Genomic DNA, 23,193 nt, shown 5'->3' on the forward strand with positions numbered 1-23,193 from the left:
GCCGGACGTCGTGATCGAACATCCGGGCCTTCCACAACGTTCCGGACGTAGGTTCAAGATACGGGGCGCGTTTTGTGGTCGTGCAACTCGCCCGGTTGGGTGAGCGGGTCACTCCGTCGGGTGGTCACTGGGCGTCAGGTTCGGGATTTTCACCCTCTCTGGCGAGAAAATCGAAGGCAAAGCCCTCGTCGGCTTGCGTGATGTGTTCGGCGTACAACGCGCCGTAACCTCTTTCGTGTCGCGGCGCGGGCGGATTCCACCGTGCCCGGCGACGTTGCAATTCCGCATCATCGACGTCGAGGCTCAGCCGTCGCGAAGGGACGTCCAAAGTGATCGGATCGCCGCCGCGGACCAGCGCGAGCGGCCCGCCCACCGGGGATTCCGGCGCGACGTGCAGCACGCACGCGCCGTAACCGGTGCCGCTCATCCTGGCGTCGGACACGCGGACCCTGTCCCGGACGCCCTTGGCCGGCAGGTGATCCGGCAGCGGCGGCATCCCGTACTCGGGCATGCCGGGGCCGCCGAGCGGGCCGGACTTGCGCAGGACGAGGACCGAATCCTCGGTGATGCCGAGCGAGGGATCGTTGATGCGGTTCTTCAAATCCTTGTGGTCGTCGAAGACCACCGCGGGTCCGGTGTGGGATGACGTCTTCGTCGTGCACCCGAGCCGAAGCCAGGTTTTCGCCGAGAGTCCGGCCGGTGACGGTGATCCGAGCCCACGCTCCAATTCGGACAGTTCCTCGTCGCCGACCAGCCCGGCCCGCTTGTCGTCCCAGTACTTCCACCTGTCGGTGCCGCTGCCCAGCACTTCGTTCCGCCAGTGCCCGCGCAACATCGGGCTGGCGGGGACGAAGATCCCGCGCTCGTCGCGCCCATCAGCAACGCCGGTGTCGTCTTGTCGCAGCCATCCATGAGGACCGCTCCGTCGACGGGGCAGGACCGCAGGATCTCTACGGTCTCCAGGGAAAGCAGGTTGCGGTGTCGGCTTCTGGAAGGTCTCCGACAGGGTCACGACCGGGAAATCCAGCGGGAAATCAACCAGCGGGGCTCTTCATGAAGCGAGTATGGCATCTCATATATGATCGGCCCATGCCTTCGACCTTCAGCCTGCCCGCTTCACGGACCGAAGTGGTGCTCGAAGAGATCCGCCGCGGCATCCTCACCAGGGAGCTGAAGCCCGGCCAGCCGCTGGTCGAAGCCGAACTCGCGGCCCGGCTCGGGGTGTCGAAGACGCCGGTCCGCGAGGCGCTCAAGGTGCTGTCGAACACGGGACTGGTGACGTTCAGCCCGTACAGGGGCGCCTCGGTGTGCGTGGTCGACGCGGAGCTGGCGAAGTCCGTTTACGACGTTCGCATGGTGCTGGAGCCCGAGGCCGTGCGCCGGTCGGTCGAACGCCGCTCGCCGGACCTGCTCGAAGACGCCGCGGAGGCGTTGAAGGAGGCATCGGCGGCGATCTCGGACAAGGACCAGGCGGCGCTCAGCCTGCTCAACCGCCGGTTCCACCGCGCGCTCTACAGCGGCTGCGGCAACCCGCTGATGGTCTCGATGCTGGACGACCTCAAGGACCGCGCGGCGCTGATCAGCGTGGTCGGCTGGGCGGCGAATCCCAGCTGGCGCAGGGAATGGGCCGAGCACAAGGCGGTGCTGGCGGCGGCGAAGAAGGGGGACGCCGACGGTGCGGCCGGGCTGCTGCGCGCCCATATCGGCGACTTCCTGGACCGGATCCTCGAGACCATCGGAGACGCATGATGCGGCTGCTGCTCATCGCCGACACGCATCTGCCGCAGCGCGCGAAGCGACTGCCCGATCAAGTCTGGCGCGAGGTCGAGACGGCGGACGTCGTCATCCACGCCGGTGACTGGGTCGAGGTCGCCCTGCTCGACGAACTCGAGGCCAGGAGCAAGCGGCTCATCGGGGTCTACGGCAACAACGACGGCGCGGACCTGCGGGCGCGGCTCCCCGAGATCGCGCGGGCGGACCTCGGCGGCGTCCGACTGGCGGTCATCCACGAAACCGGCGGCAAGCAGGGGCGCGAGCCCGCTGCGACGACCAGTTCCCGGACACCGACGTCCTCGTGTTCGGGCACAGCCACATCCCCTGGGACACGGTCACGCCGAAGGGGCTGCGGCTGCTGAACCCCGGTTCGCCGACCGACCGGCGGCGCCAGCCGTTCTGCACGTATCAGACCGCCGAGATCCGCGACGGCGAGCTGCGCGACGTAGCTCTTCATGAGCTGCCACTTCGCCGCTGACCGGGTAGACAGGTAGCCATGGAACCGGCGCAGGCGTTGAGGGAGATCGCGTTCCGGCTGGAGCGTGCGGGCGAGCCGACCTACCGGGTGCGGGCGTTCCGGCAGGCGGCTTCGGTGATCGCCAAGGTCAAACCCGACGACCTGCGCAAACGCGCCAAGGCGGGCACGCTGACCGCGTTGCCGAATATCGGCAAGGCGACCGCGGCCGTCGTCGAAGACGTCCTCGCCGGCCGCCGTCCCGCGTACTTCGAGAAGCTCGGCGAGCCGAAGCTGCCCGACGGCGGCCCGATGCGGGCGGCGTTGCGCGGCGACTGCCACACCCATTCGGACTGGTCCGACGGCGGGAGCCCGATCGAGGAGATGGCCGAGGCCGCCCGCGCGCTCGGCCACGAATGGATGGTGCTGACGGACCACTCGCCGCGGCTCACCGTCGCCAACGGCCTTTCCCCCGAACGGCTGAGGCGGCAGATGGACGTCGTCGCGGAACTGAACGAGACGATGGCGCCGTTCCGGATCCTGCACGGCATCGAGGTCGACATCCATCTCGACGGCACGCTGGACCAGGAGGAAGAACTGCTGGAGCAGCTGGACTTCGTCGTCGCGAGCGTGCACTCGAAACTGCGGATGCCCGCGAAGGAGATGACGCCGAGGATGCTCGCCGCGGTGCAGCATCCGCGGGTCCGCGTGCTCGGCCACTGCACCGGGCGGCTGGTGATGGGAGGGCGCGGGAAACGGCCGGAGTCGGAGTTCGACGCGGAGGCGGTGTTCACCGCGTGCCGGGAAAACGGGGTCGCCGTCGAGATCAACTCGCGTCCCGAGCGCCGAGACCCGCCGACGCGCTTGCTGAACCTGGCCGTGGACCTGGGTTGCGACTTCGCGATCGACAGCGACGCGCACGCGCCCGGCCAGCTGGACTGGCTGGTCTACGGCTGCGCGCGGGCCACCGAGCTGGGGATCGAGCCGGACCGGGTGATCAACACGAAAACCGCGGAGGACCTGCTGGCCTCGTGAGTGGTGCGGACGAGTGTCTTGGGCCTTCAGGTACTGGCTCGGGAGCGGCCGCCGGTCATCGCCTGTCGCCGGTGTAGACGACGGCGGCGCTCACCGCGTCCACCCCCGAGATCAGTTCGGCGAGCGCCTTCGGGAGTTCCCGGTGCGTGGACCCGGCCCAGGTCCGCAGGCCGGCGCGGTCGAGTTCCGGTTCGCAGAAATCGTCGAGACCGATGGTCCAGGCCAGCAGGGCCAGGCAGACCGAATGCGGATCCGGCTGTTCGGTGCCGAGGACGGCCGTCCTCACCTTGCTGCGCGCGGCCGTCGACATCAGCAGATCCCGTGGCGGATAGCGGTGATTCTTCCGCATGAGCATCCGGTCGGGTTCGCGGTCGATCACTCCCGCGGCGAGCAGGTTGTCCGCGACCGTTCCGTCGAGATCGTGGCGGAGATGGCCGACCCATTCCCGGACGGTGTGCCGCTCGGGTTCGCGAAGGATTTCCGAAAACACCCGATCCAGCGGGGGATGGGCGAGGCCGCGGCGCGACAACGGCCGGATTCGTTTGTGTTCCACGGTGATCCGCTCGGCGAGGAGGAGATCGCAGAGCGCGGAACCGGCCATTCCGATGCCGAGTCCCGTGCGGCGCAGCGCGGGTTTTCCGGTGAACTCGTCGTGGGCGAGGAAGAACAGGGAATCGACCAAGGTCAGCCGACGCATGAATGGCACGCCCCCCGGCGTTGAAGTGCGGACGGCCAAAGTAGCGGTAGCGCGCGGATCACTGCGACCCGAGGTCCGTTTTTAGCCTGAACGGACGTACCTCGCCGGGGTGGCCGGCCCTAGGGTGGGATGGCTCTCGCAAGATCAAGAACTTCAGCGCCAGACCGACGTCCGGGGGGACGGGTTCATGGGTACGCAAAGACCGCGGCGCGGTCTCGGCCATCGACGGCTCGGAGCCGCGCAGATCGTGTTCTTCGTGGTGGCCGCGGCGGGTCCGCTCTTCGCCATCGGAGGCGGGGTCCCGACCAACTACGCGGTCACCGGCAGCATCGGGGTGCCGCTGTCGTTCCTTCTGCTGGCCCCGATCCTGGGGCTGTTCGCGGTCGGATACGCCGCGATGAGCCGCTACATCACCAACGCGGGCGCGTTCTATCCTTACGTCGCCAACGGGATCGGCAAATCCACCGGCGCCGGGATCGCGTTCGTCACGCTGGTCTCCTACAACGCCATCCAGATCAGCATCTACGGTCTGTTCGGCTGGTCGGTGTCCACCTGGCTGGGCACGCTCACCGGATCCCCGCCGCCGTGGTGGCTGTGCGCGCTGGTGATGGTGCTGATCATCGGCGCGCTCGGCGTCCTGCGGGTCGATCTCAACGCCAAGGTGCTCGGGGTGGCGCTGTGCCTCGAAGTCGCCGTCGTCGCGATCGTCGACATCGCGTTGTTCGCGAATCCCGCCGGTGGCAGCGTTTCCTGGGTCCCGTTGGAGCCGTCGAGCCTGTTCACCACCGGTGTGGGCGCGGTGTTCGCGTTCTCCGCCGCCGCGTTCATCGGTTTTGAGGGTGCCGCGACCTACGGCGAGGAGACCCGCGAACCCAGCCGCACGGTCGGGCGCGCGACGTACGCGGCGATCGGGCTCACCGCGGTGCTCTACGTCGTCTCGTCGCTCGCGCTGGCCGTCGGGACCGGGCCGGACGTCATCGTCACCACCGCGGCCGCGCAGGGCCCGGACCTGCTGTTCAACCTGGCGGGCGAACACCTCGGCGAGACGTTCTCCGATGTCGCGTACACGCTGTTCGTGACCGGCCAGTGCGCGGCGCTGCTGAGTTTCCACAACGCCGTCGCGCGGTACTTCTTCGCGCTGGGCAGGGAAGGGCTGCTGCCTCGCTCGCTGGCCAAGACCAGCAAACGCACCGGGGCGCCGGTGGCCGGTTCGCTCACGCAGACCGCGCTGGCGCTGGTGGTCGTGGCGTTGTTCGCGATCGCGGGCCGCGATCCGGTGACCGAACTGTTCACCTGGCTCGGCACGACGGCGTCCACCGGGGTCGTGGTGATCATGATCGCCGTCTCCCTTTCGGTGATCGGCTTTTTCAAACGGCGCCGCGACGCCGAAAACGCCTGGCGCCGCTGGATCGCGCCGGGCGCGGCGATGTTCGCGCTTTCGGCCGTCCTCGCGCTGATCCTGCTCAACTTCGATCTGCTGCTCGGCCCGGCCGGGACGTTCCTGTTGCGCTGGGGGCTGCCCGGGCTCGTGCTCGTCGCCGCGCTTGCCGGTTTCCTGCGCGCGGAAGTGTTGCGGACGAAGGAGCCCGAGACCTACGCCGCCATCGGCGGCCCGCTCGAAGACGACGAACCCGTCGCGCCGAGGGTGGGACGATGATCATTCGCGCCGCTGAACAGTCCGAAATGGACATTGTGGTCGATGTACTGTCCGAGGCCTTCCATGAAGACCCGGTGAGTATGTGGGTCTTTCCCGATGACGAGCGCCGCGCGGTGGCGCTGCCGATCTTCCATCGGGCGGTCGTGCTGGGGATGCTCGCCGCGGGCGGCCACGTCGACGTCACCGACGACCTGTCCGCCGTCGCGGTTTGGGCGCCCGGTGGCGACGAGGACATCGACGATGAAGCGTTCGCCGGGCTCACCGGGGAAGAAATCGGCAGGCTCGCGGCGTTGTTCGAGTTGATCACGGAGCACGCCCCCGGCGGCGAGTACCACCACGCGCAGTTCATCGGCGTGCGCAAGAAGGCGCAACGGCAAGGGATCGGCGCACGGCTGCTGAAGCACGGGCTCGACCGGTACGGCGCGGTGCCCGCGTACCTGGAGGCCAGCAGCGCGGAGAGCGCAAAACTGTATCAGCGGCTGGGTTTCCGCGATCACGGACCGGCTTTCGCGGTCGAGGGCGGGCCGCCGATGCGGCCCATGTGGCGCGAGCCGTGACAGACCTCTCGTCGATATGTCTATAAAGGACTGGTAAAGTCGGGGGCAGATGACGACGAACCGTGCCCCCGCGACACGGCACCGTTCCGTCTTCTTCCTCCTGATCTTGCTCGTCTTCGCCTTCGTCACGCCGACCGTTCCCCATGGGCACGGGCGGACGGCGGAGGAAGACCCCGTCGCCGTCTTCGCGACCCATCCGCTGCCCGCCTTCCATGGCGGGCAAGCCGTTCCCCTCGCCGACGCTCCCGCCGAAGCGGAGACCGTCGACCTCCCCGACACCGGCCACGCCCCCGAGCAGGGCGAACCCGTCGTCATCACCCGAGCGGTGCCCCAGGCGCCCGCACGGGCACCTCCGCGCTGACCCGGTCCCAAGCCGCATCAGCCATCCATCGGAGGTCTCCATGAGTTCCGGTCATGCCCTGCTGGCCGTCGGCGGGGCGTTCCTCGCCGCCGGCGTCATCGCCAGAGCGGGCGCCCGTATCGGGCTGCCGACCATCCCCCTGTTCATGCTGGCCGGTTTCGTCTTCGGCCCCAACACCCCCGGACTGTCCCTTGTGGACGATCCGGCCGAACTCGGCGTGCTCGCCGGGCTCGGCCTCGTCTTCCTCCTGTTCTACCTCGGCCTCGAATTCTCTCTCGACGACCTGGCCAAGGGCGGGCGCAAACTCGTCTGGTCCGGGCTGATCTACCTGATCCTCAACATCGGCGGCGGCGTCGCGTTCGGCTTCCTGCTGGGCTGGGGCACCAGGGAAGCGCTGGTCATCGCCGGCGCCATCGGGATCTCGTCGTCCGCGATCGTCACCAAACTCCTGCTCGAATCCCGCCGGATGAACAACCCCGAATCCCGGCTGATCATGGGCATCATCGTGATCGAGGACCTGTTCCTCGCGCTGTACCTGGCGTTGCTGCAGCCGGTGCTGTCCGGCGCCGGGAGTTTCGGTTCGGCGCTCGCCGACTTCGGCAAGGCCTTCGCGTTCCTGATCGTGATGGCCGCGCTCGCCCGGTGGGGTGGCCGGGTGGTGTCGAAACTGTTCGGTTCGGCCGACGACGAGCTGCTCACCGTCTGCTTCGTCGGTGTGGCGGTGATGGGTGCCGCCGTCGCCGAAGAGGTCGGGGTGTCCGACGCGATCGGCGCGTTCATGGTCGGCATGATGCTCGGCGGTTCGAAGGTCGCGCCGCGTATCCACAAGCTGGTGCTGCCGCTGCGGGACGCGTTCGGCGCGTTGTTCTTCTTCATCTTCGGGCTCAGCATCGATCCGAACGCGGTCGGGTCCGTGGTCGTGCCGGTGCTGATCGCGGTGGCGCTGACGATCGTGCTGAACCTCGGCGCGGGCGCGCTGGCCGCGCGAGTGAACGGCTTCGGTCGCCAGGCCGGGGTGAACGTCGGGCTCACCGTGCTCACCCGCGGCGAGTTCTCGCTCGTGCTCGCGGCGATGGCGACCGCGGCCGGGCTGGACTCGCGGGTCGCGCCGTTCGTCGCGGGCTACGTCCTGCTGCTGGCCGTGATCGGTCCAGTCGCGGTCATCCGCTCGGAGAAACTCACCTGGTTGCTACCGGCGGGTATCGTCCGAGGCTCGACCCGCCGCGACGAGCCGGCCAGGGCGACGTGACGAGGAGGCCTGGGTGACCGAACGGTTCGGCGGCTACCAGAACGAGATCTACCTGCAGGGGCTCGGCGGGATCTTCCCGCCGTGCTCCACCGACGCCACGAAGCTGGAGGAGTCCGCGCGGGAGATCCTCGAGCCCGGGCCGTTCTGGTACGTCGCGGGCTCGGCCGGATCGGGCGCCACCGCGCGGGCCAACCGGGAGGCGTTCGACCGCTGGCGGCTCGTGCCCCGGATGCTCACCGGCGCCACCGAACGCGATCTGTCGACGACCGTGCTGGGGACTCCGGTGCCGGCCCCGGTGCTGCTGGCACCGGTCGGCGTCCAGTCGATCGTGCACGAGGGCGCCGAACCGGCGGCCGCGCGGGCCGCGGCGTCGGTCGGCCTGCCGTATGTCATGTCGACGGCGTCGTCCACGAGCATCGAGGACGTCGCCGAGGCCAGTGGCGAGGGGCCGCGCTGGTTCCAGCTGTACTGGCCGACCGACAACGAGGTCTGCGCGAGCATCCTGGCGCGGGCGAAGGCCGCGGGTTTCACCACGCTCGTGGTCACGCTCGACACCTGGACCCTCGCGTGGCGCCCGAACGACCTCGACCACGCGTACCTGCCGTTCATCAAGGGCGTCGGGCTCGGTGTCCCGCTGAGCGACCCGGTGTTCCGCGGTCTGCTGGAGAAGACGCCGGAAGAGGACCCGCCCACCGCGATCCTGCGCTGGATCTCGATGATCACCGGCACCGACAGCACCTGGGACCGGCTGCCGTTCCTGCGCGAGCACTGGGACGGGCCGATCGTGCTCAAGGGCATCCAGCACCCCGACGACGCGCGCCGCGCCGTCGAGGCCGGGATGGACGGGATCGTGGTGTCCAACCACGGCGGCCGTCAGGTCGACGGCGCGGTCGCCTCGCTCGACGTGCTCCCGGAGATCGTGGCCGCGGTCGGCGACCGGCTGGAGATCCTGTTCGACTCCGGTATTCGCACCGGCGCCGACATCGCGAAGGCGCTCGCGCTCGGGGCGAAGGCCGTGCTGGTGGGGCGGCCGTGGGTGTACGGCCTGGCGCACGCGGGGGAGGACGGCGTCCGGCACGTGCTGCGGAGCCTGCTCGCCGACCTCGACCTGACCATGGGCCTGTCCGGGCACCGGACCCCGGCCGACCTCACCCCCGCCTCCCTGCGGCACTCCTGACCCCCGCGTTTCGTCCTCTGAATGCGGTAGTTGGCATCGCGAACTACCGCATCCAGAGGACGAAACGCGTGGGGTGGTGGTGACGTGGGGGATATTCGGAGGCCCGGATCGTCACGCATGGCTATCCTGGTGCCGGTCATGGCTTCTCAACCTTCCCCGCTCGGCGCCCTGCGCGCTCGCTTGCCCGAACTGATGTCGCGCGACGAGCACCGCCTCCGGCGCCGGCTCGACGGTGCCCGGAAAGCGCGGAACGCCGAGTCGGTCGCCGCCCAGCTCGAGGCCGACATCGAGGCCGCCGAACGGCGGGTCACCCGCAGGCGCGACGCCGTCCCGAAGATCTCGTTCCCCGAAGAGCTGCCCGTCAGCCAGCGGAAGGACGAGATCGCCGCGGCCATCCGAGACCACCAGGTGGTGATCGTCGCGGGCGAGACCGGGTCCGGGAAGACGACCCAGCTGCCGAAGATCTGTCTCGAACTCGGCCGCGGCATCCGGGGCCAGATCGGGCACACGCAGCCGAGGCGGCTGGCCGCCCGCACGGTCGCCGACCGTATCGCCTCCGAGCTGAACACCGAACTCGGCGAGGCCGTCGGCTACAAGGTCCGGTTCACCGACCACTCCGGCCAGGACACGCTGGTCAAGCTGATGACCGACGGCATCCTGCTCGCCGAGATCCAGACCGACCGGATGCTGCGCCAGTACGACACGCTGATCATCGACGAGGCGCACGAGCGCAGCCTCAACATCGACTTCATCCTCGGCTACGTCAAACAGCTCCTGCCGCGCCGCCCCGATCTCAAGGTGATCATCACCTCGGCGACGATCGACCCGGAGCGGTTCTCCAAGCATTTCGACGACGCGCCGATCGTGGAGGTCTCCGGCCGGACGTATCCGGTGGAGGTCCGCTACCGGCCGATCATCGACCCCGACGACCCGGACGCCGATCAGGACCGCGACCAGACGCAGGCCATCTGCGACGCCGTCGACGAACTCCAGCACGAGGGACCGGGCGACATCCTGGTGTTCCTCTCCGGCGAGCGGGAGATCCGCGACGCGGCGGACGCGCTGTCCAAACAGGACCTGAGGAACACCGAGATCCTCCCGCTGTACGCCCGGCTTTCGTCGTCGGACCAGCATCGGGTGTTCCAGCGCCACACCGGACGCCGCGTCGTGCTCGCGACGAACGTCGCCGAGACCTCGCTGACCGTGCCCGGCATCAAGTACGTCGTCGACCCCGGTACCGCGCGGATCTCGCGCTACAGCCACCGCACCAAGGTGCAGCGGCTGCCGATCGAGCCGGTGTCGCAGGCGTCGGCGAACCAGCGCAAGGGCCGTTGCGGCCGGACCTCCGACGGTATCTGCGTCCGGCTGTACTCCGAGGACGACTTCGACGCGCGGCCCGAGTTCACCGATCCGGAGATCCTGCGGACCAACCTCGCGTCGGTCATCCTGCAGATGACCTCGCTCGGCCTCGGCGACATCGCGGCGTTCCCGTTCGTGGAGCCGCCGGACCGCCGTCAGGTGACCGACGGTGTCCAGCTGCTGCAGGAACTCGGCGCGTTCGAGATGTCCGACGGCAAGAAGCTCACCGAGACCGGCCGCAAGCTCGCGCAGCTCCCGGTCGATCCGCGGATGGCGCGGATGGTGCTGGAGGCCTCCCGCAACGGCTGCGTCCGCGAGGTGATGATCATCGCCGCCGCACTGTCCATTCAGGACCCGCGCGAGCGGCCGGCGGAGAAGCAGCAGGCGGCGGACGAGCAGCACGCTCGGTTCGCGGACAAGACCTCCGATTTCCTGGCGTACCTGAACCTGTGGGAGTACGTCACCGAGCAGCAGAAAGCGTTGTCCACCAACCAGTTCCGCCGGATGTGCCGCAACGAGTACCTGAACTACCTGCGCATCCGCGAATGGCAGGACATCTTCAGTCAGCTGCGTCAGCTGGCCAAACCGCTCGGCATCACCCTCGACACCTCCGGCCCGGTCGATCCGCAACGTGTGCACACGTCGCTGATCGCCGGGCTGTTGTCGCACGTGGGCCTCAAGGATCCGGCCAAGGGCGATTATCTCGGCGCGCGCGGCGCACGGTTCTCGGTGTTCCCGGGTTCGGCGCTGTTCAAGAAGCAGCCGCGGTTCGTCATGTCGGCCGAACTCGTCGAGACCTCACGCCTGTGGGGCCGGGTCAACGCGCGGATCGAGCCGGAATGGGTCGAACCGCTCGCCGGGCACGTGGTCAAGCGGAACTACTCCGAGCCGCACTGGGAGCGCAAGCAGGGCGCGGTGATGGCCCTGGAAAAGGTGACCCTGTACGGCGTCCCGCTCGTCGCCGACCGCCGCGTCAACTACGGCCGGATCGACCCGGAGACGAGCCGCGAGCTGTTCATCCGGCACGCGCTGGTCGAGGGCGACTGGGAGACCAGGCACCACTTCTTCCGCGAGAACCGCGCGCTGCTCGACGAGGTCGAGGACCTGGAGAACCGGGCCCGCCGCCGCGACATCCTGGTCGACGACGAGACGCTGTTCGAGTTCTACGACCAGCGTGTCCCGCCCGACGTCGTCTCCGCGCGGCATTTCGACAGCTGGTGGAAGAAGGCGCGGCACACCGAGCCCGATCTGCTGAGCTTCGAGAAGACGATGCTCATCAACGAGACCGCGGGCGGCGTGCGCGAGGCCGACTACCCCGACTTCTGGACCCAGGGCAGCCAGACCTTCAAGCTCACGTACCAATTCGAGCCGGGCGCGGACGCCGACGGTGTCACCGTGCACATCCCGCTGCCGGTGCTGAACCAGGTCACCCCGGACGGCTTCGACTGGCAGGTCCCCGGCCTGCGCGAAGAGCTGGTGACGCAGCTGATCAAGTCGCTGCCCAAGGCGATCCGGCGCAACTTCGTGCCGGCACCCGACCACGCGAAGCTGGTGCTCTCGCGGGTCGGCCCGGCCGACGGGCCGCTGCTGCACGCCGTCGCCGACGAGCTGGAAGCGCTGCGCGGCGTGGTGATCCCCGACGACGCCTGGCAACTGTCGGCGGTCCCCGAACATCTGAAGATGACCTTTCGCGTGGTCGACGTCCGCGGCAAGAAGGTGTCCGAGGGCAAGGACATCGAAGGGCTCAAACGGGATCTGAGCGGCCAGGTGCGCGCGACGATCTCCAAGGCCGCCGACAGCATCGAACGTGAGGGCCTGACGACGCCCGCGTTCGGCGAGCTGCCCAAGGTGTTCGCGAGCAAGCAACGCGGGCACGACGTCAAGGCGTATCCGGCGCTGGTCGACGAAGGCGGTTCAGTGGCGGTGCGGCTGCTGGACACGCCTGGCCAGCAGGAACAGTCGATGTGGGCGGGTACGCGGCGGATGCTGCGGCTGAATCTGCCGTCGCCGATGAAGTTCATCAGCCGCAACCTCGGCAACTCGTCGAAACTCGTGCTGAACCGGAATCCGCACGGCTCCGTGGCGGCGTTGCTCGAGGACTGCGTGGATTGCGCGGTCGACAAACTCGTGGCCGACAACGGCGGCCCGCGGTGGGACGAGGCCGGATTCGTCGTCCTGCTGGAAAAGGTGTGGGCCGGGCTGAACGCCGGAGTGCTCGACGTGCTGGCCAACGTCGAGAAGATCCTGCGCGCGGCCAACGACGTCGAAACCCGGCTCGCCGACACGCGTGGCCCGAAGGATTCGCTCGCGGATATCCGCGCGCAGCTGGACGGCTTGGTGCACAAGGGTTTCGTCACCGAAACCGGGCAGGACAGGTTGAAGCACGTCGTCCGGTACCTGCGGGGGATCGAACGGCGGCTGGAGAAACTCCCGACCGAGCCGACGCGCGACATCCAGCGCACCGGCGACATCGCGTGGCTCCGCAACGAGTACCAGGCGGCGCTGGACGCCCTGCCGCCCGGCACGTCCTCGCCCGCGCTGCGGGAGATCCGGTGGATGATCGAGGAACTTCGGGTGAGCTTCTTCGCCCAGACGCTCGGTACCGCCCACCCCGTCTCGCTGAAGCGCGTCATCAAGGCCCTGGACGACGCCGCCTCCTCCTGATCCCGCGAGTCACGCCCCCAATCACGCGAGTTCGCCGCCTGATCACGCGTGTCGTCCGTTCAATCACGCGTGTCGTCCCTCTGATCACGCGAGCTCGCCATCTGGTCACAGGTGATCCGTGGCTTGGAAACGGGACTTGCGTGATTGGGGGCGGAGCTCGCGTGATCCGATGGACGACACGCGTGATCCGATGGACGACACGCGTGATTGAACGGCGAACTCGCGTGATTGGGGGCGGAACTCACTTCGCGTCGGCGTAGGTGTCCACGGCGGCGATGTGCAGCGGGAACCGGACCGGGCAGGCGGGACCGAAGAGCATCCGCGCCGCCTCGGTCATACTGTCCACAATGGACTGCGAGACCTCGTCGGCGAACTCGGCCGGGGTGTGCACCAGGACCTCATCGTGCTGGAAGAACACCAGGTGCGCGGGGGCGGGGAGCCTGCTCCGCAGGGTCGCCAGCAGGACCGCGGTCATGTCCGCCGCGCTCGCCTGCACGACGAAGTTCCGGGTGAAGCGCCCCCAGTTGCGGGACGCCTGGCGCGCCTTCAGCTCGCCGGCCTCGTCTTCCGCGACGCCGCCGGTCAGCGCGCGCCAGGCTTCCGACGGCGCCGGCGACGTCCGGCCGAGCCGCGAGCGGACGCGCTCACCGCGTTCCCCGGCCTGCGCGGCACGCTCCACATAGGACACCGCGTCGGGGAACCTGGTACGCAGCAACGCCAGCAGCGGCCCCGCCTCGCCGGACGTGCCCCCGTACATCGCCGACAGCATCGCGATCTTCGCGCGGTCCCGGTCGTTCCGGTCGTCCCAGGCCGGCACCGGCACGCGACGTAGTCCGGAGAACATCGCCTCCGCGAGGCTCGCGTACAGATCCGTGGCCGCGGCGACCTCGGCGAGTTTCCGGTCTCCGGACAACGCCGTCAGCACCCGCGGTTCGAGCTGGGCGGCGTCGGCGACCACCAGCTTCCAGCCCGGATCGGCCCGGACGCAGGTCCGCAGGATCTTCGGGATCTGCAGCGCGCCGCCGCCCCGGCTCGCCCAGCGGCCGGAAACGACCCCGCCGACGACGTAGTGCGGGCGGAACCGGCCGTCGTGCACCCACTCGTCGAGCCACGTCCAGCCGTTGGCCGAATGCAGCCGCGCGAGCTCCTTGTACTCCAGCAGCGGCGGGACGGCGGGGTGGTCGATGTCACGCAGCAGGTACTTCCTGGCCGACGAGACCTCGATGCCCTCCCGGCCGAGCGCCCGGACGACGCTGGCCGGGGCATCCGGATTGACCGGGCGCCCGCCGAACGCGTCGCTGATCTTCGCCGCCAGCTCGACCAGCCGCTTCGGCCGGTGCCCGGCGGGGACACGGGGCCCGAGCTGGTCGGCGAGCAACGCCGAATGCAGATCCGCCCGCCACGGCAGCCCGTCGGCCGACATCTCGGCGGCCGCCAGCGCGCTCGCCGACTCCGCCGCGAAGAGCAGCCGTAACCGCTCCGGGTGATCGGTGACGGCGACCCGCTTCTCCTGCTCGGCCAGCACCCGGCGCGCCGCGTCGATCACCGTGACACCGGCGGGCAGCCGCGGCCCTCGCGTCTCGAACAGCGTCGGCTGGTCGTCCTCGGCCCAGAGCGGCGGCTCGTCGGCGGGCGCCTCCTGGCCGTTCGCCCTGGCCAGCGCGGCACGCAGGCTCCGCGACTCCTGCGGACGGCCTTCGTGGGCCAGGAGCAGTCCCTCGGTCAGCGCCAGGTCATGACAGCGCCGTACCCGGACGCCCGCCTTGATCAGCGCCGGATACGTCCCTTCGACCGACGGGAACACCCATCGGGGTGAGTGCTCGGCCTCCGCTCGCCGTACTTCGCCGACGAACTCCGGGAGCTTCATCCCCTGCCGTGGCGGCTGCCCGGAAAAAGCGATCGCGAAGTCGCCATCCTCCTCTTGACCTGCGATCGCCTGCACACTCACATTGTGGTGGTTCCCTCCGACATTTCTGTCACCAGACGGCTAGTGCGCCTGCGCTATCGGTCGGCTACTGTCGAGTAGCAACCCCATACCGCCGGTACGCGAACCGCCGGGGCATGGTGTCTCGCCGCAGCAGCAACGGAGGTGCCCGGATGAGAAACCCCACCGGCCTCGCCACCCTGGTGGCGGGCAAGGTGACCGAGACCGTGCGCAGCATCGACGTGATGCGCCAAGCGGGCCTGCTCCCCATCCCGCGGGTCGACGAGGGCCTGCGTTCGCTGGTCATGGTGCGCAAATGGGGTCCGTTCGCCGGCGCGAACATGATCGCCGCCCGCCGGGACCCGACCGCGACCGGCATCATCGACGAGCTCGGCCCGCTGACCTTCAAACAGCTCGATACCCAGTCGAACGCGCTGGCCAGGTCGTGGTCGGAACGCGGCCTCGGCCCGGGTTCGGTGATCGCCGCGCTGTGCCGCGACCACCGCGGTCTCGTACTGACGATGCTCGCCTCGGGCAAGCTCGGCGCCAAGCTGCTGCTGATGAACACCGGGTTCGCCAAACCACAGCTCGCGGACGTCGCGAAGCGCGAAGGTGTCACCGCGCTCGTGTACGACCAGGAGTTCACCGATCTGCTGGACGCGGTCGAGGGCGACGTCGAGCACTACCTCGCGTGGGTCGATGCGGACACCGCCCGCCCGGCCGACGTCCCCGTCGTCACCGAACTGGTCGCCAGCACCGACGACCGCCCCTGGCCCGCGCCCGCCAAACCGGGCGGATTCATCCTGCTGACCAGCGGCACCACCGGGACGCCGAAGGGCGCGCCGCGGCCGCACACCTCCGCGCTGGCCTCCGCGCAGTTCCTCGACCGTATCCCGCTGCGGACCGGCGAGGCGACCTACATGGGCGCGCCGCTGTTCCACGGCACCGGGTTGTCGCAGTTCATCCTGTCCTTCGCGCTCGGTTCGAAGGTCGTCATGCGGCGCAAGTTCGTGCCGGAGGAGACGTTGCGCGGCGTCGCGGAGAACCGCTGCACCACGCTGGTCCTCGTGCCGACGATGCTGCAGCGGATCGTCGACCTGCCCGAGGAGGTCCGCGCCAAGTACGACACCTCGTCGCTGCGGATCATCTTCGTCGCGGGCTCCGCGCTGTCACCGGATCTGGGGAACCGTGCGACCGCCGCGTTCGGCGACGTCGTGCACAACCTCTACGGCTCCACCGAGGTCGCGGTCGCCACCGTCGCGACCCCCGAGGACTGGCGCAAGGCGCCGGGCACGGTCGGCCGAGCGCCGGTGGGCTGCAAGGTCGCGCTGTACGACGAAAAGGGCGGCAGGATCACCGAGCCGCATGTCACCGGCCGGGTGTTCGTCGGCAGCGGGCTGAGCTTCCAGGGCTACACCGACGGACGTAACAAGGAGATCATCGACGGGCTGCTCTCCAGCGGCGACGTCGGCCATTTCGACGAGGACGGTCTGCTGTTCATCGACGGCCGCGACGACGAGATGATCGTCTCCGGCGGTGAGAACGTCTTCCCGATCGAGGTCGAGAACCTCTTGGTCGAACGCGAGGACGTGATCGAAGCGGCGGTCGTCGGCGTCGACGATCCCGAGTTCGGGCAGCGGCTGAAGGCTTTCGTGGTGCGGGCCGAGAAGTCGGAGCTGGACGTCGACGGCGTGCGCGAGTACGTCAAGGCCAACCTCGCCCGGTACAAGGTGCCGCGCGAGGTGGAATTCCTCGACGAGCTACCGCGCAACGCGACCGGGAAGGTGCTGCGCAACAAGCTGCACTGAGACCGGTGACCCTCGCCCTCTCACCGCATCAGTACTCCCAGTCGATGCCGAACACGCCGGGCCCGAAGTCGAGCGCGACGGCGTGGACGCCGTTGTTCTGGTCCGGTTTCAGTTCCTTCCGGTCCCTGGGCCCAGCCGAGGCACCATGGGCGCTGTACTGCCAGCACTTCTGTGGCACGGTGCCGGGGTCGAACCGGACCTCCAGCAGGTACTCGCGTACGGGGCGCCGGAACTCGCGGTAATGCGTGTTCCGGCATTCCGGGTACGGCGGCCCGGGATTGGACAGCGAGTACTCGATCAGGTGCGTCTCGCCGCGGTCGATGGGCCGGTCGAAGAGCAGTTCGGCCACCGTGAGCCCGTGCTCGTCGTCGACCTCGGCGCGGCCGACGTGACAGTTGCGCAGCGTGTTCAACACCGGCGGCCCGGCCTCCGGATCGCCCTGGGCGTAGACCAGCAGCCAGCGGTCCTGTCCGTCCGCGCCCGCCTGGAACACCGCCCGCGCGGTCACCGCGCGTTGCCCGCCGTCCTCGGCGATCTCGCACAGGTCGTGCAGGCCGACGAGTTTCAGCTGATGGTGTTGTTCGAGCGCGTTGGGCGCGCCGACCTTCTCCAGCAACGCCTGGAGCGCTTCGAGCGGGAAGGTCAGCGGCTGCTCGGTGGTCGCGCGGCTGCGGCGTGACGACGCCCCGCGCGGCCGTGGTGGCGGCAGCAGGCTGAGCAGCGAACCGGCGGGAATCGCCAGTACCTCCTCGAGGACCCGGACCGCGGACAGCGAACTCTGCCGTTCCGGCTGACGTTTGCCCGATTGCCAGTAACTCAGCGCGGTCACGCTCACCGACGCGCCGCGCGCGAGCAGCCGCGCTTGGATACGGTCGAGACTCAGGCCGCTGGTGGCGATGGCCGATCTCAACGCGGTGGCGAACGCGGTACGCGGCTGTTCTTCATCGTCCGTGCTCACTCGGTCCGCCGCGCTCCCCGCCACCATATGCTGCCCGACCGCCCCCGTCTGCCGTTCCCTGACACCGCCCGGCTGATAACAACACGAATAACTTTAACAGTCTGAGGTAACGCTTCAGAGGCGCCTTCCGCCAGGCGAAAACGACTTTACGGACGAGCGTCGTTACGCCGGATGGCCTAGTACTGGTAACTGTGAATCATTGCCCGCCACCAGGGCACCGGCTTGCATGGCTCTCAACAACGATCATCCTCCCGGGTGATCCGCACGGCGCGGCAGGAAGGGAACCAGTGAGCAAGTCCCGGAAGAACCTGAAGTCCCGAAAGACCCGTAGCGGCCTCGTGGCGGGAGTCGCCCTCGCCGGTGTGACCGCGGCGGTCGCCACGTTCGGCGCGGGTGCGGCCAACGCCGAGCAGCAGGGTGAGATCCGCGGCGCGGGTGCGGCCAACGCGGTCGGCGGCAGCTACATCGTCGTGCTCAAGCCCACCGCGGTCGGCCAGGGCGTGGCCGCGTCGAGCGAAATCACCGCGAACGTCGCCTCGAAGGCGCAGGGCCTCACTGGCCAGTACGGCACCACGCTGTCCCGCACGTTCGGCTCGGCGCTGAACGGCTTCTCGATCAAGGCCGACGAGGCCGCCGCGAAGCGGCTCGCCGCCGATCCGCAGGTCGCGTACGTCGTCCAGAACAAGACGTTCAAGATCAGCGAGACCCAGGACAACCCGCCCTCGTGGGGTCTGGACCGCGTCGACCAGGCCGACCTGCCGCTCGACACCAAGTACACGTACCCGACGAAGGCCGACAACGTCACCGCCTACGTCATCGACACCGGTGTCCGTGGCTCGCACAAGGACTTCGGTGACCGCGCCGCCGGCGGCAAGGACTTCGTCGACAACGACGACACCCCCAACGACGAGCACGGCCACGGCACCCACGTCGCCGGCACCATCGGCGGCACGGACCACGGCCTGGCCAAGGGCGTCAAGATCGTCGGCGTCCGCGTGCTGGACGCCAACGGCAGCGGCACCACCGAGGGTGTCGTCGCCGGTGTCGACTGGGTCGCGGCGAACGCCAAGGGCCCGTCGGTCGCCAACATGAGTCTCGGCGGCGGCGCGGACGACGCCCTGGACGCGGCGGTCAAGGGCGCCATCGACAAGGGCGTGACCTTCGCGCTCGCGGCGGGCAACGAGTCCTCCGACGCCGGCACCACTTCGCCCGCCCGGGTGAAGGAGGCCATCACGGTGGCCGCCAGCGACAAGACCGACAAGCAGGCCAGCTTCTCCAACTACGGCTCGGTCGTGGACCTGTACGCGCCGGGCGTCGACATCACCTCGTCATGGGCGACCGGTGACGACGCCACCAACACCATCAGCGGTACCTCGATGGCCGCGCCGCACGTCGCCGGTGCCGCCGCGCTGTACCTCTCGGCGAACCCTGACGCCACCCCGGCCCAGGTCGCCGAAGGCCTGGTCGGCGCCGCCGCGGACGGCAAGATCAGCAACCCGACCGGCGGAACGGCGAACAAGCTGCTCCAGGTCAAGTAAGACCCTTGTGGACAGGCTGCCCCCGGCGAACTCCAGGCGCCGGGGGCAGCCCGTGTCCGAGGGGCTCCCAGACTTGTTACCAACGGGTAAGCTCCACTCCATGGTCCTGCGGAAGAACATCCTGATCACCGGGGCGAGCTCCGGACTCGGCGAGGGAATGGCCAGGCAGTACGCCGCCAGAGGCCGCAACCTGGCGCTGGCCGCCCGCCGTGTCGACCGGCTGGAAGCGCTTGCGGCGGAACTCAAGACGGCTTACCCAGGCATCACCGTGGTCACCCGGAAGCTGGACGTCAACGACCACGATCAGGTCTTCGCCGTCTTCGAGGAGTTCCGCGAGGAACTCGGCTCACTCGACCGCGTGATCGTGAACGCGGGGCTCGGCAAGGGGCAGCCCATCGGCTCCGGCCGGTTCGACGCCAACCGTCAGACCCTCCAGACCAACTTCCTCGCCGCGGCCGCCCAGATCGAAGCCGCCGTGGGCATTTTCCGGAAACAGAAGGAAGGCCACCTCGTGGTCGTCTCCTCGTTCTCCGCGCTTCGCGCCTTCCCCGGCAATCTCACCGCGTACGCCGCTTCGAAGGCGGGCGTCTCGGCGCTGGCCGAGGGCACGCGGATCGAGCTGATGAAGACGCCGATCAAGGTCACGACGCTGCTCCCCGGGTTCATCGAATCGGAGATGAACGAGGACATCACGAAGGTCCCGCTCGGCACGAGGGCCGAGGCGGGCGCGCAGGCACTGGTCAAGGCGATCGAGTCCGAAGCCGCGAAGGCGTACGTGCCCTCGTGGCCGTGGGCTGTGCTCGCCAAGGTGTTCCCGTTCGTCCCGGCGTCGGTGCTGAAGAAGTTCGCATGACCCTGGCCGCGGACAAGACCGTCGAGGTACGCGGAGAGGACTCGTTCGACCCGGCCGCGGTGCACGCCTGGCTGTCCGGACGGGTGCCCGGACTGGGTGACTCGCCGCCCGAGGTCCGCCAGTTCCCCGGCGGCGCCTCGAATCTCACGTACCTGCTGACCTATCCGGATCGCGAGCTGATCCTGCGGCGACCGCCGCTCGGGCACAAGGCCGCCTCCGCGCACGACATGCGCCGCGAGTTCCGGGTCCAGCAGGGCTTGCGGCCCGTTTTCCCGTACGTGCCCGAGATGCTCGCCTTCTGCGACGACGAAACCGTGCTCGGCGGCGACTTCTACGTGATGGAACGGCTCGAAGGCCTGATCCTGCGCGGAGATCTGCCCGCCGGTCTCGAACTGCCGCCGGAGGGCGCGCGCGAGCTGTGCGGCAAGGTCGTCGACCGGCTGGTCGAGTTGCACGCCGTCGACGTCGAGGCCGCCGGGCTGGCCGATCTCGGCAAGGGCGCCGGTTACGTCGAGCGCCAGGTGCGCGGCTGGTCCGAGCGGTTCCTCAAGGCGCGCACGGAGAACGTCCCGGATTGCGCCGAGGTGATGGCGTGGCTGAAGGAGAATCAGCCGTCCGAGGTCAAGATCTGCCTGATCCACAACGACTACCGGCTCGACAACCTGGTGCTCGACGACGATCTGGACATCGTCGGAGTGCTCGACTGGGAGATGGCCACCCTCGGCGATCCGCTGATGGAACTGGGCAGCACGCTGGCGTACTGGGTGCAGGACGACGATGACGACGTCATGAAGCTCAGCCGCCGTCAGCCGACGCACGTGCCCGGGATGTACACGCGCGAGGAGTTCGTGCGACGGTACGCGGAGCGGTCCGGCCTCGGGATCGGTGACTGGACGTTTTACGAGGTGTACGGCCTCTTCCGGCTCGCGGTGGTGATCCAGCAGATCTACTACCGGTTCCACGAAGGACAGACGACCAACCCGGCGCTGAAGGACCTTTGGCAGTTCGTCGGCTATCTCGACGGGCGCTGCCGCCGGATCATCCGAGGAGGGCAGGCGTAGATGGGCGCGATCTACCTGGTCCGGCACGGGCAGGCGTCGTTCGGCGCGGAGAACTACGACCAGCTCTCGCCACGTGGCTTCGAACAGTCCACCGTGGTCGGTGAGGAGCTGGTGCGCCGAGGTGTCGAATTCACCCAGGCGCGAGCGGGTTCCCTTGCCCGCCAACGGGATACGGCCGCGACGGCGTTGAAGGCGCTCGGCTCCGGGATCGCCGTCGTCGAGGACGAGCGCTGGAACGAGTACGACCACGTCGACATCGCGAAGTACCACGCCGCCGGGGTCCAGCAGACCGATTCACGGGCGTATCAGGCCGCTTTGGACGGTGCGCTGAACGCCTGGGTCTCGGCGGGGGATTCCAGTCCGTGCGCCGAAACCTGGCCTCGGTTCCTGGAGCGGGTCAAGGGCGCGCTGGCCGACGTCGTGGCGTCGCTGGGCAAGGGTGAGCACGCCGTGGTCTTCAGCTCCGGCGGCGTGATCGCGACGGTCTGCGGCGCGCTCATGGGCACACCGGAAGCGGGGCTGCTGAAGCTGAACCGGGTCACCGTGAACGCGGGCATCACCAAACTGGTGTCCGGCCGCGGCGGGGTGACCTTGTTGTCGTTCAACGAACATCCGCATTTCGAGGCGGAAGCCGCGGACCTGCTCACTTATCGCTAGGAGAAACCCGATGACGTTCGGCGAGGTCACGGTCATCCCGGTCAACGGGCACGGTCCCGAGGACGTCGTGGTCGACGACCAGGGGCGGATCTACACCGGCGTCGACGACGGGCGGATCCTGCGCGTCACGCCGGACGGGAAGCGGATCGACGTCCTCGGCGACACCGGCGGCCGTCCGCTGGGGCTGGAGTTCTACGGCGAAGACCTCCTGATCTGCGACGCCAAGGCCGGTCTGCTCACCATGCCGCTCGCGGGCGGCCCCGTCACCACCTTGGCGACGTCGGCGGTGGGGCTCGACTTCGTGTTCTGCAACAACGCCGCCGTCGCCTCCGACGGCACGGTCTACTTGACCGACTCGTCGCGCCGCTTCGGCATCGAGAAATGGCGAGACGACCTGATCGAGCAGACCGGCGGCGGACGGCTCCTGCGGCGCACGCCGGACGGGAAGATCGAGCAGCTCGCCGACGGTTTCCAGTTCGCCAACGGGGTCGCGCTGCCGCCCGACGAGTCCTATGTGGCCGTCGCCGAGACCGGCGCCTGCCGGGTCGCGCGCGTGTGGCTCACCGGCGACAAGGCGGGCACGCGGGACCACCTCGTCGACGACCTGTGGGGATATCCGGACAACATCTCGACCGGCAGCGACGGGCTGATCTGGATCACCGTGGCGAGTCCGAAGGTGCCCGCGCTTTCCTTGGTGCAGAAGCTCCCCGCGCCGCTGCGGGCCGGAGTCCGGGCGCTGCCGACAGCCTTGCAGCCCGCACCCGCGAGGGAATGCGGGGTGCGCGGCGTGACCCCGGACGGGAAGCAGGTCCACGAACTGCGCGGGGAGATCGACGGGTTCCATGTGCTCGTCGGCGTCCGCGAGCGGGCCGGGACCCTCTACTTCGGCTCGCTGGAGGACAACGCGATCGCCGTCACCTCAGTCTAGGCAGAATTCGTTGCCCTCCGGGTCGTTCATCACGATGAAGCCGAGGCTCAGCGGCTCCTCGGGCTCGAAGCGCTGAATCCGCTTCGCCCCCAACGCGACGAGCCTGTCGCACTCGGCTTCGAGCGCCGCCATGCGCTCGTCGCCCACGAGCCCGGGCGCGGCGCGGAGGTCGAGGTGGACGCGGTTCTTCGCGGTCTTGTCCTCCGGGACCTGCTGGAAGAAGATCCGCGGCCCTTCGCCGTCCGGATCTTCGAGGGCCGACCTGGTGTTGCGCTGATCCTCGGGAACGCCGACCCGTTCGAGGAACTCGGCCCACGCGTCCAGCGGGTCGGTGCCTTCGGGCACCTCCACGCCAGGCGGGCCGGGGTGGACGTAGCCCAGGGCGTCACGCCAGAAGATCGAGAGGGCTTTCGGGTCGAGGGCGTCGAAGCTGACCTGGAATTCGCGGCTCTTGCGGTTCATGGGACCACTCTGACACGCCTA

The 23,193-nt window shown here is 69.0% G+C and carries 19 protein-coding genes and 2 pseudogenes; 15 read left to right on the top strand and 6 right to left on the bottom strand.

The window, feature by feature from the left end; translation table 11 throughout:
* Positions 1-124: 124 nt before the first annotated feature.
* Both ACLJQ7_RS26685 and ACLJQ7_RS26690 read right to left on the bottom strand, forming a co-directional pair.
* Positions 125-835 (bottom strand): dihydroxy-acid dehydratase, encoded by a 711-nt coding sequence (locus tag ACLJQ7_RS26685; protein ID WP_410650901.1) that lies wholly within the window; start codon positions 833-835, stop codon positions 125-127.
* A gap of 80 nt (positions 836-915) precedes the next feature.
* Positions 916-972, bottom strand: a pseudogene (locus ACLJQ7_RS26690) (hypothetical protein); the annotation flags it as partial.
* Between the two features lie 117 nt (positions 973-1,089).
* Here ACLJQ7_RS26690 and ACLJQ7_RS26695 point away from each other — a divergent pair.
* The 3 genes and pseudogenes from ACLJQ7_RS26695 (at position 1,090) to ACLJQ7_RS26705 (ending at position 3,262) form a co-directional block, all read left to right on the top strand.
* On the top strand, positions 1,090-1,749 hold the full coding sequence (locus ACLJQ7_RS26695) for a GntR family transcriptional regulator (RefSeq protein WP_410650902.1): 660 nt from the start codon (positions 1,090-1,092) through the stop codon (positions 1,747-1,749).
* Positions 1,749-2,251, top strand: a pseudogene (locus ACLJQ7_RS26700) (metallophosphoesterase family protein). The gene ACLJQ7_RS26695 and the pseudogene ACLJQ7_RS26700 overlap by 1 nt, the downstream one beginning before the upstream one ends.
* 18 nt (positions 2,252-2,269) lie before the next feature.
* Positions 2,270-3,262 (top strand): PHP domain-containing protein, encoded by a 993-nt coding sequence (locus tag ACLJQ7_RS26705; RefSeq protein WP_410650903.1) that lies wholly within the window; start codon positions 2,270-2,272, stop codon positions 3,260-3,262.
* Positions 3,263-3,317: 55 nt separating this feature from the next.
* Here the strand turns inward: ACLJQ7_RS26705 and ACLJQ7_RS26710 are convergent, their stop codons facing one another.
* Positions 3,318-3,959 carry a GOLPH3/VPS74 family protein gene (locus ACLJQ7_RS26710; protein ID WP_410650904.1) on the bottom strand — a complete coding sequence of 214 codons (642 nt, stop codon included), beginning with the start codon at positions 3,957-3,959 and terminating at the stop codon, positions 3,318-3,320.
* Between the two features lie 187 nt (positions 3,960-4,146).
* Between ACLJQ7_RS26710 and ACLJQ7_RS26715 the strand changes: the two genes are divergently transcribed.
* The 6 genes from ACLJQ7_RS26715 to hrpA all read left to right on the top strand — a co-directional run bounded on the left by ACLJQ7_RS26715 (position 4,147) and on the right by hrpA (position 12,983).
* A complete protein-coding gene (locus tag ACLJQ7_RS26715) occupies positions 4,147-5,616 on the top strand; it encodes an APC family permease (protein ID WP_410650905.1) in 1,470 nt (489 codons plus the stop codon).
* A complete protein-coding gene (locus ACLJQ7_RS26720) occupies positions 5,613-6,173 on the top strand; it encodes a GNAT family N-acetyltransferase (RefSeq protein ID WP_410650906.1) in 561 nt (186 codons plus the stop codon). Before ACLJQ7_RS26715 ends, ACLJQ7_RS26720 begins: the two co-directional genes overlap by 4 nt.
* Positions 6,174-6,222: 49 nt before the next feature.
* Positions 6,223-6,534 carry a hypothetical protein gene (locus ACLJQ7_RS26725; protein WP_410650907.1) on the top strand — a complete coding sequence of 104 codons (312 nt, stop codon included), beginning with the start codon at positions 6,223-6,225 and terminating at the stop codon, positions 6,532-6,534.
* 40 nt (positions 6,535-6,574) lie between these two features.
* On the top strand, positions 6,575-7,783 hold the full coding sequence (locus ACLJQ7_RS26730) for a cation:proton antiporter (RefSeq protein ID WP_410650908.1): 1,209 nt from the start codon (positions 6,575-6,577) through the stop codon (positions 7,781-7,783).
* 13 nt (positions 7,784-7,796) lie between these two features.
* Complete coding sequence (locus ACLJQ7_RS26735) at positions 7,797-8,960, top strand: lactate 2-monooxygenase (protein WP_410650909.1); 1,164 nt, start codon at positions 7,797-7,799, stop codon at positions 8,958-8,960.
* Between the two features lie 192 nt (positions 8,961-9,152).
* Positions 9,153-12,983: an ATP-dependent RNA helicase HrpA gene (gene hrpA / locus ACLJQ7_RS26740; RefSeq protein ID WP_410650990.1), complete on the top strand. Its 3,831-nt coding sequence runs from the start codon at positions 9,153-9,155 to the stop codon at positions 12,981-12,983.
* A gap of 241 nt (positions 12,984-13,224) precedes the next feature.
* On the opposite strand, the gene ACLJQ7_RS26745 is transcribed toward hrpA, so the two are convergent.
* The gene (locus ACLJQ7_RS26745) at positions 13,225-14,931 is read right to left on the bottom strand and encodes a bifunctional 3'-5' exonuclease/DNA polymerase (protein ID WP_410650910.1); all 1,707 of its coding nucleotides are present in this window, start codon (positions 14,929-14,931) and stop codon (positions 13,225-13,227) included.
* Between the two features lie 149 nt (positions 14,932-15,080).
* On the opposite strand from ACLJQ7_RS26745, the gene ACLJQ7_RS26750 reads away from it, so the two are divergent.
* Positions 15,081-16,715: an acyl-CoA synthetase gene (locus ACLJQ7_RS26750; protein WP_410650911.1), complete on the top strand. Its 1,635-nt coding sequence runs from the start codon at positions 15,081-15,083 to the stop codon at positions 16,713-16,715.
* Positions 16,716-16,743: 28 nt separating this feature from the next.
* Here ACLJQ7_RS26750 and ACLJQ7_RS26755 read toward each other — a convergent pair whose 3' ends face one another.
* Positions 16,744-17,700, bottom strand: coding sequence for a hypothetical protein (locus ACLJQ7_RS26755; protein ID WP_410650912.1), 957 nt, complete (start codon positions 17,698-17,700; stop codon positions 16,744-16,746).
* A 260-nt stretch (positions 17,701-17,960) separates the two neighbouring features.
* Here ACLJQ7_RS26755 and ACLJQ7_RS26760 point away from each other — a divergent pair, with 260 nt between their 5' ends.
* The 5 genes from ACLJQ7_RS26760 to ACLJQ7_RS26780 all read left to right on the top strand — a co-directional run bounded on the left by ACLJQ7_RS26760 (position 17,961) and on the right by ACLJQ7_RS26780 (position 22,710).
* The gene (locus ACLJQ7_RS26760) at positions 17,961-19,211 is read left to right on the top strand and encodes a S8 family peptidase (protein ID WP_410650913.1); all 1,251 of its coding nucleotides are present in this window, start codon (positions 17,961-17,963) and stop codon (positions 19,209-19,211) included.
* Positions 19,212-19,311: 100 nt separating this feature from the next.
* Positions 19,312-20,064, top strand: coding sequence for an SDR family oxidoreductase (locus ACLJQ7_RS26765; protein ID WP_410650914.1), 753 nt, complete (start codon positions 19,312-19,314; stop codon positions 20,062-20,064).
* Positions 20,061-21,125: a phosphotransferase family protein gene (locus ACLJQ7_RS26770; RefSeq protein WP_410650915.1), complete on the top strand. Its 1,065-nt coding sequence runs from the start codon at positions 20,061-20,063 to the stop codon at positions 21,123-21,125. The genes ACLJQ7_RS26765 and ACLJQ7_RS26770 overlap by 4 nt, the downstream gene beginning before the upstream one ends.
* Positions 21,126-21,782, top strand: a complete 657-nt coding sequence (locus ACLJQ7_RS26775) for a histidine phosphatase family protein (protein WP_410650916.1) — start codon at positions 21,126-21,128, stop codon at positions 21,780-21,782.
* A gap of 10 nt (positions 21,783-21,792) precedes the next feature.
* On the top strand, positions 21,793-22,710 hold the full coding sequence (locus tag ACLJQ7_RS26780) for an SMP-30/gluconolactonase/LRE family protein (RefSeq protein ID WP_410650917.1): 918 nt from the start codon (positions 21,793-21,795) through the stop codon (positions 22,708-22,710).
* Here ACLJQ7_RS26780 and ACLJQ7_RS26785 read toward each other — a convergent pair.
* Positions 22,702-23,172 (bottom strand): VOC family protein, encoded by a 471-nt coding sequence (locus tag ACLJQ7_RS26785; protein ID WP_410650918.1) that lies wholly within the window; start codon positions 23,170-23,172, stop codon positions 22,702-22,704. The genes ACLJQ7_RS26780 and ACLJQ7_RS26785 overlap by 9 nt on opposite strands.
* Positions 23,173-23,193: the final 21 nt, after the last annotated feature.

The organism is Amycolatopsis sp. cmx-4-54 (assembly GCF_046548895.1).
Taxonomy (GTDB): Bacteria; Actinomycetota; Actinomycetes; order Mycobacteriales; family Pseudonocardiaceae; genus Amycolatopsis.